The following is a 13,162-nucleotide window of genomic DNA, read 5'->3' as shown; positions in this document are numbered from 1 at the left end:
CAAGGGATAGAAAGGCCTGTTTATAACATTGATGCCGCTGCGAGTCTGGATGTAACCCTAAAGAGTGCCGAAATGGGCCTTAAATGGTCTATTTTGGGGTGTTTGTCCCCTGAACTGGGTCAGAAGCCTGATTCCTCCCGGAAGGCAAATATTTGCCCCAAGACCGTCAACAAGCAGTCGGTCTAGGAAAGAGTGAGGGCATCCACGATGTCATCGGGCGATGCTTGCATCGTGTGGGGGCCCGCGACGTCGAACCAGACCGACTCCAGAACGCCTCGATTGGTCTCGAGGAACGCGCGCAAATCATCTGCGCGATAGGCGACGACCTGATGGCCAGTCTCCTCCGGCAGCATGGCCACATAGGCCTCAACCGACGAGAACAGCAAGAGCATGTATTTGTCTGCTTCACCGCGCCGGAACACTCGCACTTGCGCTGCGGCGTCATCCGTCGCATCCGTCGCATCCGTCAGCAACGGCACCATGACTCTGTCGTTGCGCAGCGCCAGAGCAACCGCTACGGGGTCACCAGCTTCGAGAGCTTGAGCGAGCAAGGGGGAACTGAATTCGGCGCTCTGCGCCGCGGAGGTTGAGGAAGCCATGGCCTATCCGGGTTAGTTCAGCAAGAACTGTTTGGTGCTGTCAGACGCGATATCACCAAGCGAGACCTCAAGGTGGTAGCTGGCGCCACCCGCGGTAACAACGGGGCGGTCTGACTCGCAGGTGTCGGTGGCGGACCGGGTGCGATCCCACTCGATCGAACTCGACTGCACCGGCACACCAGGCTGCAACACGACCGTGCCCGGCTCGCCTTCGGTCTGGCAGTGCTTTGAGTTCCAAATTTCATCGCTACCACTGGTGACAACAAACTCTTGGATGTCGCTGCCGGCCTCGATAGCGCACGGCTCTGTCATGGTGCTCTTGATAGAGAACGACAGCTGCGGGTTCTGGCCCTCGGCGTAGCTTGATTCGTCGGTGATTGCTTCAAGGGTGAGCTTCGCGGGATCGCAGACAAGCGAGCCAGAGGCATCAGTGGCGGCTGGCGTGCTGGATTCGGCGGCCGAGGGATCCGTCGTCGACGTCGTTGTAGACGTGGATGCGGGGTCCGATGAGGCCTTAGGGCCGAAGACAATCAGCAAGATGATGGCGATGACGGCAAGGAGTCCTAGCCCGACGATCAAGCGCCGGCGCCAGTAGACGCTGCTTGACTGCGGGCCGACAGGGTTCCTAAACGTCGACATACCGCAAGGCTAAACGTCTGAGGCCACTAAAGGTGCTTCAGCATGCGCGTGTTGCCGAGGGTGTTGGGTTTTACACGGGAAAGATCCAGAAATTCGGCCACACCCTCGTCAGGCGAGAGCGCTAACTGCGCAAATACGGTCGGACCGACGATTTCTTCCTCAACCGGCTCAAAGCCATGGCGCTGAAAGAAACCGGTTTCGAAGGTCAGGCAGAACAACCGGTCAAGACCCAGCGCGCGAGCATCCGCTTCAATCTGATCCATGAGCGCATGGCCGACGCCCTTTCCCAGCCATTCGGAGGCGACAGCGAGGGTGCGCACTTCGGCCAGGTCTTGCCACATCACGTGGAGGGCACCGCATCCGACAACGGAGCCGTTGGGCGCGACAGCCACCCGAAACTCTTGGACTGCCTCGTAAAAGACGACAAGGTCTTTACCGAGCAGGATGCGCTCGTTCACCAAGGGCTCGATAAGGCTCTGGATGGCCCGCACATCATGCGTTCGTGCTGGGCGGATGCTGAAGGTGGTCACGCAGTAACGGTACCGCTCAGGGGCGCACAGCCCCACACCGCGCGACGAGTTTCGCTAAACACCAGCTCCCGCCAGTAGCAGGGCGATTGCTAGGTGACTGGTTCCGTTAACGACGAAGCGGCTGCCCGGCACCAGAAGGTGTCGTGCAGCCGCTGTCGTGTGGCTAGTGCCGCGGTGGCAAGGTCGGAGGTTTAGGCCTCGACCTCGGCCGGCTCCTTTTCGGGGAGACCCGGCTGGCGGCTCGTGACGAACACGAACTTGTTGTCAACGAAGTCAACGTGTACGTGGTCGCCGGCGTTGAGCTCGCCGTGAAGGATCTTCTCGCTGAGCGCGTCTTCCACTTCGTGCTGCACTGCGCGGCGAAGCGGTCGTGCACCGAGGGTGGGGTCGAACCCAACTTCGATGAGACGCTCCTTCGCGGGAACAGTGATCTCGACGGTGAGGTCGCGATCCATCATGCGCTCTGAGAGACGCTTGATGAAGAGGTCAACGATCTGCAACAGTTCTGGCTTGCTCAGCTGCGGGAAGACGATGGTCTCGTCAACACGGTTGAGGAACTCAGGCTTGAAGTGCTTCTTGAGTTCTTCAACAACCTTGCCGCGCATGCGGTCGTAGCTTGTTGCCGAGTCACCTTCCACCTGGAAGCCCATGGGGCCAGCGGTGATGTCCTTCGTGCCGAGGTTGGTGGTCATGATGATGACGGTGTTCTTGAAGTCGATCACGCGACCCTGACCGTCGGTCAAGCGACCCTCTTCGAGGATCTGCAGGAGCGAGTTGAAGATGTCGGGGTGAGCCTTCTCGATCTCGTCGAACAGCACAACACTGAATGGCTTGCGGCGCACCTTCTCGGTGAGCTGGCCACCCTCTTCGAATCCAACGAATCCGGGAGGGGCACCGAACAAACGTGAAACGGTGTGCTTTTCGCCGTACTCACTCATGTCGAGCGAGATCATGGCCGACTCATCGTCGAACAGGAACTCTGCAAGAGCCTTCGCGAGCTCAGTCTTACCAACACCGGTCGGACCGGCGAAAATGAACGAACCACTCGGACGGTTGGGGTCCTTGAGGCCGGCACGCGTGCGACGGATGGTCTTGGAGAGAACCGAGATGGCTTCCTCTTGACCAATGACGCGCATGTGGAGTGCCTTCTCCATGAAGATAAGGCGGCTGGACTCTTCTTCGGTGAGCTTGAAGACGGGGATGCCGGTTGCTGCTGCCAGAACTTCGGCAATCAGACCTTCATCCACGATTCCGCTCGCGCCAACGTCGCCCGACTTCCACTGCTTCTCGAGGCGAAGACGCTCGCCGAGGAGCTTCTTCTCTTCGTCTCGCAGGCTAGCGGCCTTCTCGAAGTCTTGGTCTTCGATGGCGCCTTCCTTGCGCGAGCGAACGTCGGCGATCTTGTCGTCGAATTCGCGCAGCTCAGGAGGTGCCGACAGGATCGACAGACGCAGACGTGCGCCGGCCTCGTCGAGCAGGTCGATGGCCTTGTCTGGCAGGAAACGGTCGGCGACGTAACGGTCGGCGAGGTTCGCTGCGGCAACAATGGCACCGTCAGTGATGGATACCTTGTGGAACGACTCGTACTTGTCGCGCAGTCCCTTAAGGATGTTGATGGTGTGCGGCAGGTTAGGTTCGTGCACCTGCACGGACTGGAAGCGGCGCTCAAGCGCGGCATCCTTCTCAAAGTGCTTGCGGTATTCGTCGAGGGTCGTCGCACCAATGGTCTGGAGCTCGCCACGAGCCAGAAGCGGCTTGAGGATGGAGGCTGCGTCGATGGCACCTTCAGCAGCGCCGGCACCCACGAGGCTGTGGATCTCGTCGATGAAGACGATGATGTCGCCGCGGGTGCGGATCTCCTTGGTGACCTTCTTGAGGCGCTCTTCGAAGTCACCGCGGTAGCGGCTACCAGCGATGAGGCTTCCGAGGTCGAGTGAGTAGAGCTGCTTGTCTTTCAGCGTCTCGGGAACGTCGCCGGCAACAATCGCGTTGGCGAGGCCTTCAACAACAGCCGTCTTTCCGACACCGGGTTCACCGATGAGCACGGGGTTGTTCTTGGTGCGGCGGGAGAGGATCTGCATAACGCGTTCCATCTCCTTCTCGCGACCAATAACGGGGTCGAGCTTGCCATCGCGAGCCGCTTGAGTGAGGTTGCGGCCGAACTGGTCAAGAACCTGCGATCCCTTGTCGGGCGCAGCGTCGTTACCACCAACGGCAACGGCCTCTTTGCCCTGGAAGCTACCGAGGAGCTGGATGACCTGCTGGCGAACCTTGTTGAGGTCAGCGCCGAGCTTCACGAGCACCTGAGCGGCAACGCCTTCACCCTCGCGGATGAGGCCCAACAGGATGTGCTCGGTGCCGATGTAGTTGTGACCAAGCTGCAGTGCTTCGCGCAGGCTCAGCTCAAGTACCTTCTTGGCACGCGGCGTAAAGGGGATGTGGCCGGTCGGCTGCTGCTGACCCTGGCCAATAATGTCTTGCACTTGCTCGCGCACGGAGTCGAGCGAAATACCCAAAGACTCAAGCGCCTTTGCGGCAACGCCTTCACCCTCGTGGATGAGGCCAAGCAAAATGTGCTCTGTGCCGATGTAGTTGTGGTTGAGCATCTTGGCCTCTTCTTGGGCCAAAACGACTACACGACGGGCGCGGTCGGTAAATCTCTCAAACATCTCTTCACTCCTTAGATACCGCTACAGATTCGGTACCGATGTAAAGAGACTAACCAGAGAAATCGCGAAATAGTCCGCTGTTCGCCCTAGGCGTGACTGTGCTGGGTTGCTGCTCAGGAATGCACGCGCCGGGGCCCGCACGCCGATGCACGGATGTCACCCGCTCACTCATAAAAGTCGGGGATGCACTGCCCCGGTGCTGCGCCATCCAGCAGTGTTACGCCGCTCGCCTGGATCGCGTCAAAGAGTGCTTGATCGTCGGCTGTTTTCTGGACTGTTCCCTCGCAGGTCGAGGTATGGAAGGAGAAGTCTCGGTCGAAGGAGAAGTATTGGAAATGGAAGCCGGCGAGTTGAGAGGAAGCTGCGGCAGCAGCGACAATCGCGGGCCAATCTTCCTCGTGGTATTCCGAGAAAAGTAGATCCACTTGGCGGCCCTGCTGCGCTGTGGGGTCGGCGTCCCAGCGGATCCCGGCGCCTTCGGGGAAACTATCGCCGTCGTCAGGCTCAGCCGTGAGCCACGCATTGGTGCGCAACGAAAATAAGCCGCTGAGCCGCTCCGCAAGATCAAGCACCTCGCGCGGCGGAAGCGAACCCGACGATTGCAATCCCGGAACGGACCAGAATTCAAATACTCCGTTGCCCGCTGCGGAGAGCGCACCAGCGGGATTGCCTTCAGGAGAAGTGAGGGCCGCAAGCGCGTCGTAGTGGTCGATCACGTGGCGTAGCGGCTGCGACGGGTGAGTGTCGGTCGGAGCCGAAATCACGCGCATGTAATCGTCCCTGAAAAAGACGGTCGTTTGGAGATTCATCCTCATATCGAGTTCCATCACGGCTGTAATTTCGCGCCAGTAACGATAGTTCTCGACGACGTCATCGCGAGGAAGGCCGAGGCCCGACACAGTGAACCCGGCATCGTCGTCGCCGTCGAGCCGGATGCTGAACGAGATCGGCAGCCCAGGGCCTTCACCGTTGCCGTCGTACTGATTCATGGTCGAGGCGATTACCCCCAATTGCTGCTCCGCGAAAGCCTCGCTCACACCCACCTCGATCGTCGCGAAGCTCTCCCAGAAGGGGTTCGGAGTTGCCGTCCACGACACCTCGCTCACCCCCGGGATCCTCCTGAGCTGGACGAGGCTTTCCATGAAATCGCGCTGCTGCGATTCGGAGAACCCCTCGATGCCGAGGTCGGATGCCTCATCACCGAGCGCAGTGCACCCACCGAGCGCGAGCAGAACGACGGCCGTCACCATGCTCGTCACGCGCCGAGGAAAATTCATGACTCAAGCTTACGTTTTGCTTTCGTATAGCACGCGAGAATCGAGCGGATCTTTACGGGAAGCACGCGCCAGGGCCTGCACCCTCAAACAGCTTGGCGCCGGAGGTTGCGACATCTTCGAAGAAGAGGTCATCGTCGGCGGTGACCTCTACAGAGCCATCGCAAGCGGAAGTGTGCATCCAGAAACCCCGATCACTCGTGGCGAATTGAAAGTTGACTCCCTCAATTTCGCTCGTGCGAGTCGCAGCCCGAATAGCGTTGCTGCGCGATTCATCGGTGTATTCGTTGCTGGAAACGATGACCGATGTTAGGCCGTAGTCCGCGCCGGGTGGCACCCAAGCAACTTGGAATCCTTCCGGAAAGTCCGCGTCGCCACTGACGGCATCCGACTCCACCGGGTAAAAGAAAAGCGGCATGATTGTGCGCAGCTCACTCACGAGCTCGACGAACGTCAGTGGCGCAAGCTCCCCCACCGATTGGATGCCCGCAAGCTGCCAGTAATTCTGGCGATCATCCTCGACAAGCTCCACCTCTTGGAGAGCGCCGTAGTTCGCAATCACGCGATCAGTTGCCTCCTCGAAATCTGCCTGATCCGGAATCGCGATCGACCGAGCCCCCAGCGTCCAGCCATCGCCCGGAAAAATTTCGAGCCACAGCTCGGTGTCGACCGCTGCTGACGCGGCCCGCCAGAATTCGAAGTTCTCAACAAAGCTCTCATTCGATTCCGGAACCTCCCAGAGGTCGAACTTTCCTGTGGCGTCTTCCGCCAGAGTCAGACTGAAGTGGGGTTCAACCGCCACCTGTCCGATCGCGGCATAGCCGTCACGAAACTGTTCCGAGAGCTGCCCCAATTGGGCGCCGTCGATAGCCGACGTAGCGACCACACTGACTCTGCCGATGTTCCCGAGATAAGTGTCGGCTTGGAGCTCGTAAGACGCCGCTTCCACCCCATCAAGACTCTCGAGTTCGGCGACCGTCGCCGCAAGTACGGCGTGAGCGAGCACATCACCCCCTGCTGAAGCGACCACGTCGGAAGCTTGATCGACGAGTGAGCAACCGCCCAGAACGAGGGAAAGAGCTACGGCGCCCGAGATGAGTGCGGGCAGACGTCGAGAACTTGTCATGAATTAAGAGTACGTTTCCGGTTGCGATTCGGCCTGCCCCCGAATGGGTTGCGTCGCGCCCCATAGCCAAAGTTAATCATTCTGTAACGTTATGTAGGTGGTGTTTACCCATAAGGTGTCGTTATGCAGGCCGCACCGCAGGAATCCGCCACCCTTGACGAACTGACGCGCGCGCTCGACCTTCACATGCTGCGCATCCTCGTCGCCATCCACGAGACCGGTAGCGTTTCGGCAGCAGCCAGAAGACTCGGCTTCAGCCAGCCCGCCATCACCCAGCACCTCAAGCGCAGCGAAGCTCGCCTGAACATCGCCCTCGTCGCACGCACCCCGCGCGGCATGGAACTCACCGAAGCCGGTGCCCTGCTCGCCCGCCACGCGCCCCGCATCGATGCCGCCGTCACCGCCGCCGCGAGCGACCTCAGCGCGCACCTCGGGCTCGACCGGGGCGCCGTGCGTCTCGCCGCGTTCCCGGCCGCCGTCGCCAGCATCATCGCGCCGCTACTCTCGCGGCTCGATCGCGAGTTTCCGGGCATCCACGTCGAATTCAGCGAAGCCGCACCGGATGCCGCCCTCAGCGCCGTCGCCGAAGGTCGCGCCGACATCGCCCTCGACTACCGCTACGCGAGCGACCACACCATCGCATCGAGCTCGCACACGAGCCCGGAGGGACTGCGATCGCGCTTCCTGCTCTCCGAAAACGTGCTCGCGATTGTGCCTCGGGCCACCGCCGATCAGCTCGGAGCGTCAGCGAGTGTCGCGGGGCTGCTTCCGTTTACGTGGATCGGCGGCCCGGCTACCTGCACCGAGCAACTGGTTGCCGTCGCGACTGGGCTGGGCGAAAAACCCACCCTGCGGCACGACGTGACGACCACCGGCGCGGCACTCGCGCTCGTGGCATCCGGCATCGGTGTGACGTTCCTCTCAGAACTCGCCTTGGCCACTACCGCCTTGCCAGACGGCGTCGTGGCCCTCGAGTTGCAGCCCAAACTTCGTCGACGCATCTATGCGACAACGCTCGACGACTCAGCCGACACTCCAAGCATCGCAGTGGCCCTTCGGCTGCTAGCCATGCGAGAGGTGGCCCGGAAAACCAACAGTGACCGCGCGGCACTGTCACAGCACTCGCACCTCCAACGCGCGAAATTTGCATCCCCTCCCTTTACACCTCCTGTAACGCTCACCGAAAGGCACGAACTTCGCATGAGATCGACTAACTCCACCCTGACTAAGGGGGCTCGGGCGTCCACAGTCGCCGTCGCTGCCTCGGCCCTGTTGCTCGCGGGCTGCGCCACGTCGAGCACGCCCACCGGCGACGGCAACATTGACACCATCACGGTTGCTCTGCCCGGCTCCCTCTCGAGCCTCTATGTGGGTGCCGAGAGCGGCATCCTCAACTACTACATCGCCTCCATCACTCAGGAAGGTCTCGTCTCGATCGACGCCGACGGGGCCCTGCAGCCCGGCCTCGCCGAATCGTGGGACCAGCCGGATGACGTGACCTACGTTTACGAGCTGCGCGACGATGCGATGTTCCAAGACGGCACCCCGGTGACCGCCGATGACGTTGTGTTCAGCCTCGAGCAGGCGCGCGACGAAACCAGCTCGCCCGGCCTTTCGTACTACTTGGGTGGCGTGGAGAGCGTCGAGAAGACCGGCGACCTCGAAGTCACCGTGACCCTCTCGGCCCCTGATGCAGCATTCGCCGCCAACATGAGCACGGGTGGCGCGGCCTTCATCACTTCGCAAAAGTTCTGGGAAGAGAACAACGGCGAAGTCGGCACCAGCAGCGCCCTGCTCCTGGGCTCAGGACCCTACAAGGTCACCGAGTTCGTGCCCGACTCGCACGTTAACTTCGAACGCGTTGACAGCTGGTGGGGCGACCTTCCCGAGGTGAAGAACATCAACGTGAAGTTCATCCCGGATGAGGGAACTCGCCTTCTTGCCGCCCAGTCTGGCGACATCGACGTGGCGTTCAACGTGCCACTCGCGCAGTCGACCCAGTGGGAAGACCTCAACAACATGCGCGTCGACTACGTCAACGACCTCTCTTACGTCGGTATGTATTTCAACACCGCCCTCGAGCCGTTCAACGACCCGAAGGTGCGCGAAGCATTCGCCCACAGCGTCGACCGCACCACGATCGTCGACAAGCTGCTGCGCGGCCACGGCGAAGTAGCGACTGCCATCGCGACTCCCGAATCCCTCGGAAGCGTCTACAGCGCCGACGATGCGCGCGACCTGCTCGCGACCATCCCGCAGTACGACTTCGACCTCGACGCGGCTGCTGCAGCACTGGCCGCCTCGGACCACCCGGATGGCTTCGAGACCGACATTCTGTTCCCCTCCACGGGACCGCAGCTCGGCACCGCCGCTCAGTCGCTCGCCGAGAACCTCTCCAAGATCGGCATCACGCTGAACGTGCGTGAAGTTCCCATCGAGGAATGGCTCGCGAGCCTCGAACAAGACAGCAGCTACGGCGTTGGCCTCATGTGGTACTTCTCCACGCTGGGCGACCCCGCTGAGGTCTCGACGTACATGCTCGGCGACTACAACATCTCGAACTACGAGAACCCCGAAGTTCTCTCGCTGTTCGAACGTGTCGGCGCTGAGACCGACCCCTCTGCCCGCATCGACCTCCTCATCGAGGCCGAAACGCTGCAGGCAGAAGACATCATCAGCGTTCCACTCTGGTGGGGACAGTCCGCAACCGCGTTCTCCAAGGACATCGACATGAGTAGCTACAGCTCATTCGCGTTCATCTCCGCGTGGCCGACCCTGCTCACCCCCGCTGGATAATCTGTGACAATCACCCCGATTGCACGCGCATCACAAGCACGGTCCTTGGGCCGCATGCTTGTGGTGCGCGTGCTCGGCACCATCGGCATCCTGCTGGTGCTGTCCATCATCGTGTTCTCGATGCTGCATCTCGCCCCCGGCGACATCGTCAAGAACCTGCTCGGCAACCGGGCATCATCGCCGGAAGCCATCGCCGCGATCCGCGCGCAATACAACCTCGATCAACCGCTGTATATGCAGTATTTGATCTGGTTGGGCAACGCCCTCACCGGTGACTTTGGGCAGTCAATCCGCCTGCAAGATTCGGTCTCGAACGTGATCGGCTCGCGCCTCGGAATCACCGCCGCGCTCAGCGGACTCGCGTTTCTGCTCGCGCTCGTCGTGGCCGTTCCCCTCGGCGTTCAGAGCGCCGTTCGTTCGGGAAGCTGGATCGACCGCTTCGCTACTGGCTTCGGCATCGTCGGCCTCAGTGCGCCCACCTTCGCCGTCGGCCTCCTCCTTCTCTACGTCTTCGCGTTCTACGTCCCGATCTTTCCGGTCTACGGGGCGGGCGATGGCGGCCTCGACACCCTCTGGCACCTCGTGCTGCCCGCCATTACTCTGGCGCTCGGGCTCGGCGCGATCATCCTCAAACTCACTCGCACCGCGATGCTGCGCGAACTCGAAACCGACTATGTAACCTTTGGTCGCGCGCGCGGCCTACCCGACCGCCAAGTGCACCTGATCGCTCTGCGCAACGCCGCCATCCCCATCGTCACCGGTGCGAGCCTCGTGCTGACGTTCCTGGTCGGCGGCACCGTTCTCGCGGAAACGACGTTCGCGCTGCCCGGCCTCGGCACCCTGCTGCAAGGCTCCGTGCTGTTCAAGGACATCGCCGTCGTGCAAGCGCTCACCCTGCTCGTGGCCGTGACGATTGCAATCATTGCGCTGCTGGCTGACCTCGCCTACATCTTCCTCGATCCCCGCATCCGCGCCAAGGAGAGTGCTCAGTGAGCAGCACCGAAGCTATCGTTCTAGCGAAACTTCCGCGGTCGCGCCGTCGGCATCCGGTTGCCGTGTGGTTGTCGCTCGCCCTGCTCGGACTCGTCGCCTTCTTGGTGCTCTTCGGCAACCTGATTGCTCCGGATGCCACGGCCCAGTCGATCCTCGATTCCTTACTGCCCCCGGGCAGTCCTGGTCACCTTCTCGGCACCGACGAACTCGGACGTGACGTGCTTGATCTCACGATCGCGGGAGCGGCATCCGCCCTCGTCGGTCCGGTGTGTGTTGCGCTCGGATCGATGCTGCTCGGCATTCTGCTCGGCACGGTTGCGGGCTATTTGCGCGGCCCGATCGACTTCATCATTGGCCGCTGGACCGACCTGCTGTTCTCGCTTCCGCTGCTGCTGGCGGCGATCGTGGTCGCGGGTGTCTTCGGCGCTGGCTACTGGATGACCGTGCTGCTGTTGATTCTGCTGTTCTCACCTTCGGACATTCGCATTGTGCGCGCCGGAGTTATGGAGCAGGCCGCGCGACCATTCGTGGAGGCAGCCCAAATGCTGTCGCTCTCCAAGGCGCGCATCATGTTCACGCAGGTACTGCCGAACGTGTGGTCGCTCGTCATCACCAACTCGATGCTCAATGTGGCGTTCGCACTCGTAGCCTTCTCGTCGCTGTCGTTCTTGGGCGTCGGCGTTGCCCCCGGCACGGCCGATTGGGGGCGCCAGCTCACCGACGGTCGCGCCATCATGATCGACAACCCGGCAGCGGTTCTTGTGCCAGCCCTGCTCATCATCGGCGTCGCTTCGGCAGCAAACCTTGTGGGCGACTGGCTCGGCCAAAACTTGACCAGAACGGGACGCTCATGACCGAGACCCGCATGACAAACGTGCCCGCGTCGGGTGCCGGCTTGGGCTCCGGATCGAGCATCGGCTCGGGCACTGGCCCCGGCATCGACTCGACCGCTCAGGTGGCCGTTACCGGACTCACGATCGACGGGCCTGCTGGCGTTGTTGTCGCACCCTTCGACTTCTCGATTGCGCCCGGCGAAACCCTTGCGCTGATCGGCGAATCGGGCTCGGGCAAGACGCTCTCTGCCAAAGCAATCGCTGGACTCTTGCCCGCCGGCTTCAGCGCGCGCGGCTCCATCGCGCTGTCGAGTGCCACCATCGAACTACCCTCAACGGATGCCGTGTGGCGTGCGACCCGAGGTCGCCGCATTTCACTGCTGCTGCAAGATCCGTTCACGAGCCTGAGCCCCGTGCACCGCTGCGGCACCCAGATCGGGATGACGATCGATGCCGCGAGCGCGACCCGCCTCAGCCGCGAGGAACGCACCGCCCGCATCACGCAAAGCCTTGCCGAAGTGAACCTGCCCGCGGAAGTCGCGCGCGCCTACCCGCACGAACTCTCCGGTGGAATGCGCCAACGGGTGGCCATCGCGGCGGCCCTCGCCACCGACCCCGAACTGCTCATTGCCGACGAGCCAACCACCGCTCTCGACGCGAGCAACCAGGGCGAGATTCTCGACCTGCTCCGGGGTCTGCAAGAGAAGCGCGGCATGGCTGCCCTCCTCATCTCGCACGACCTCGGGATGGTGCGCGGGCGTGCAGAGCACGTGCTCGTCATGCGCCACGGCGAGATCGTGGAGCGCGGTGTCACGAGCTCCGTACTCAATGCACCAAGCCACCCCTACACTCGGGCGCTGATCGAAGCCGACCCCTCGCTCACCGATCGCTCCGCCGGGGTGGTGCGTACGGCATCCGGTGTCGGCGTGACTCCTGCAGCAGCGAACGCCGACTCGGCAACCGGCGACCTTGTGGTCGCCACCGACATCACCAAGAGCTTCGGCGACAAAACCGTGCTGCACGGAGTGAGCGTCACCGTGGGACGCGGCGAAACCGTCGGCATCGTCGGCGAGAGCGGCTCGGGCAAGACCACGATCGCGCGGTGCATTGCCGGACTCGAGCACGAGACCAGCGGGGTGATCGAGTTCGACGGTGTCGCCCTCGCCACCGGTCGCGCGTCACGCACGCCCAAGCAGATGCAGATCGTGTTCCAAGATCCGTACTCCTCGCTGAACCCGATGATCAGTGTCGGGCGGTCGCTCAAGTTGGCGTTGCGGGTGGCGGGGCGTCCGGCATCCGACCTCAATGGCCTGCTGCAGTTGGTGGAACTGCCCACCGACTTCGCGAGCAAGCGACCAGCAGAACTGTCGGGAGGCCAACGCCAGCGCGTCGCCATAGCTCGTGCTCTGGCTGTTCAGCCGCAACTTCTCATCTGCGACGAATCAGTGTCGGCGCTCGATGTGTCGGTGCAGAAACAGATTCTCGATCTGCTGTCGAAGTTGCGCGTCGAACTCGGACTCTCGATCCTCTTCATCTCGCACGACCTCGCGGTGGTGCGCCAGCTCGCCGACCGCGTCTACGTGCTGCGGCACGGCGAAGTCGTTGAGTCTGGCCCGTGCCACGACGTGCTCAACGCCCCGACTCATCCCTACACTCAGGCGCTCGTTGCAGCGTCCATTCACGAAGCACCCACTCACTGAGCT

10 protein-coding genes are annotated in these 13,162 nt (G+C 62.0%); 4 read left to right on the top strand and 6 right to left on the bottom strand.

All coding sequences use genetic code 11. The annotated features are described in order from the left end of the window. Nucleotides 1-182: 182 nt before the first annotated feature. The 6 genes from I6E73_RS03165 to I6E73_RS03140 form a co-directional block, all read right to left on the bottom strand. A complete protein-coding gene (locus I6E73_RS03165; protein WP_197123077.1) occupies nucleotides 183-599 on the bottom strand; it encodes an SseB family protein in 417 nt (138 codons plus the stop codon). Nucleotides 600-611: 12 nt separating this feature from the next. Continuing rightward, nucleotides 612-1,238 (bottom strand): hypothetical protein, encoded by a 627-nt coding sequence (locus I6E73_RS03160; protein WP_231599639.1) that lies wholly within the window; start codon nucleotides 1,236-1,238, stop codon nucleotides 612-614. Between the two features lie 26 nt (nucleotides 1,239-1,264). Further along, nucleotides 1,265-1,768 (bottom strand): amino-acid N-acetyltransferase, encoded by a 504-nt coding sequence (locus I6E73_RS03155; protein ID WP_197123075.1) that lies wholly within the window; start codon nucleotides 1,766-1,768, stop codon nucleotides 1,265-1,267. A 191-nt stretch (nucleotides 1,769-1,959) separates the two neighbouring features. Then, nucleotides 1,960-4,437: an ATP-dependent Clp protease ATP-binding subunit gene (locus I6E73_RS03150; RefSeq protein ID WP_197123073.1), complete on the bottom strand. Its 2,478-nt coding sequence runs from the start codon at nucleotides 4,435-4,437 to the stop codon at nucleotides 1,960-1,962. Nucleotides 4,438-4,601: 164 nt separating this feature from the next. Continuing rightward, nucleotides 4,602-5,714 carry a hypothetical protein gene (locus I6E73_RS03145; protein ID WP_197123071.1) on the bottom strand — a complete coding sequence of 371 codons (1,113 nt, stop codon included), beginning with the start codon at nucleotides 5,712-5,714 and terminating at the stop codon, nucleotides 4,602-4,604. A 52-nt stretch (nucleotides 5,715-5,766) separates the two neighbouring features. Further along, nucleotides 5,767-6,837: a hypothetical protein gene (locus I6E73_RS03140; RefSeq protein ID WP_197123069.1), complete on the bottom strand. Its 1,071-nt coding sequence runs from the start codon at nucleotides 6,835-6,837 to the stop codon at nucleotides 5,767-5,769. Between the two features lie 123 nt (nucleotides 6,838-6,960). On the opposite strand from I6E73_RS03140, the gene I6E73_RS03135 reads away from it, so the two are divergent. Genes I6E73_RS03135 through I6E73_RS03120 form a run of 4 tightly spaced genes read left to right on the top strand, consistent with a single transcriptional unit; the run spans nucleotide 6,961 to nucleotide 13,159 of the window. Next, nucleotides 6,961-9,633, top strand: a complete 2,673-nt coding sequence (locus I6E73_RS03135; RefSeq protein WP_197123067.1) for an ABC transporter substrate-binding protein — start codon at nucleotides 6,961-6,963, stop codon at nucleotides 9,631-9,633. Between the two features lie 3 nt (nucleotides 9,634-9,636). Continuing rightward, nucleotides 9,637-10,626: an ABC transporter permease gene (locus tag I6E73_RS03130; RefSeq protein WP_197123065.1), complete on the top strand. Its 990-nt coding sequence runs from the start codon at nucleotides 9,637-9,639 to the stop codon at nucleotides 10,624-10,626. Next, a complete protein-coding gene (locus I6E73_RS03125) occupies nucleotides 10,623-11,480 on the top strand; it encodes an ABC transporter permease (protein ID WP_197123063.1) in 858 nt (285 codons plus the stop codon). Before I6E73_RS03130 ends, I6E73_RS03125 begins: the two co-directional genes overlap by 4 nt. Then, nucleotides 11,477-13,159: an ABC transporter ATP-binding protein gene (locus tag I6E73_RS03120; RefSeq protein ID WP_231600533.1), complete on the top strand. Its 1,683-nt coding sequence runs from the start codon at nucleotides 11,477-11,479 to the stop codon at nucleotides 13,157-13,159. Before I6E73_RS03125 ends, I6E73_RS03120 begins: the two co-directional genes overlap by 4 nt. Nucleotides 13,160-13,162 lie beyond the last annotated feature (3 nt).

Source organism: Salinibacterium sp. SWN248 (assembly GCF_015864575.1).
GTDB lineage: Bacteria > Actinomycetota > Actinomycetes > Actinomycetales > Microbacteriaceae > Rhodoglobus.
The sequence above is the reverse complement of the archived record's forward strand: the minus strand, read 5'-3'. Positions and strand labels throughout refer to the sequence as shown.

Bases quoted from the DNA above. Each gene is read 5' to 3' on its own strand.
- I6E73_RS03165 (WP_197123077.1), bottom strand. From the start codon at position 599: ATGGCTTCCTCAACCTCCGCGGCGCAGAGCGCCGAATTCAGTTCCCCC.
- I6E73_RS03160 (WP_231599639.1), bottom strand. From the start codon at position 1,238: ATGTCGACGTTTAGGAACCCTGTCGGCCCGCAGTCAAGCAGCGTCTAC.
- I6E73_RS03120 (WP_231600533.1), top strand. From the start codon at position 11,477: ATGACCGAGACCCGCATGACAAACGTGCCCGCGTCGGGTGCCGGCTTG.
- I6E73_RS03135 (WP_197123067.1), top strand. From the start codon at position 6,961: ATGCAGGCCGCACCGCAGGAATCCGCCACCCTTGACGAACTGACGCGC.
- I6E73_RS03140 (WP_197123069.1), bottom strand. From the start codon at position 6,837: ATGACAAGTTCTCGACGTCTGCCCGCACTCATCTCGGGCGCCGTAGCT.
- I6E73_RS03145 (WP_197123071.1), bottom strand. From the start codon at position 5,714: ATGAATTTTCCTCGGCGCGTGACGAGCATGGTGACGGCCGTCGTTCTG.
- I6E73_RS03150 (WP_197123073.1), bottom strand. From the start codon at position 4,437: ATGTTTGAGAGATTTACCGACCGCGCCCGTCGTGTAGTCGTTTTGGCC.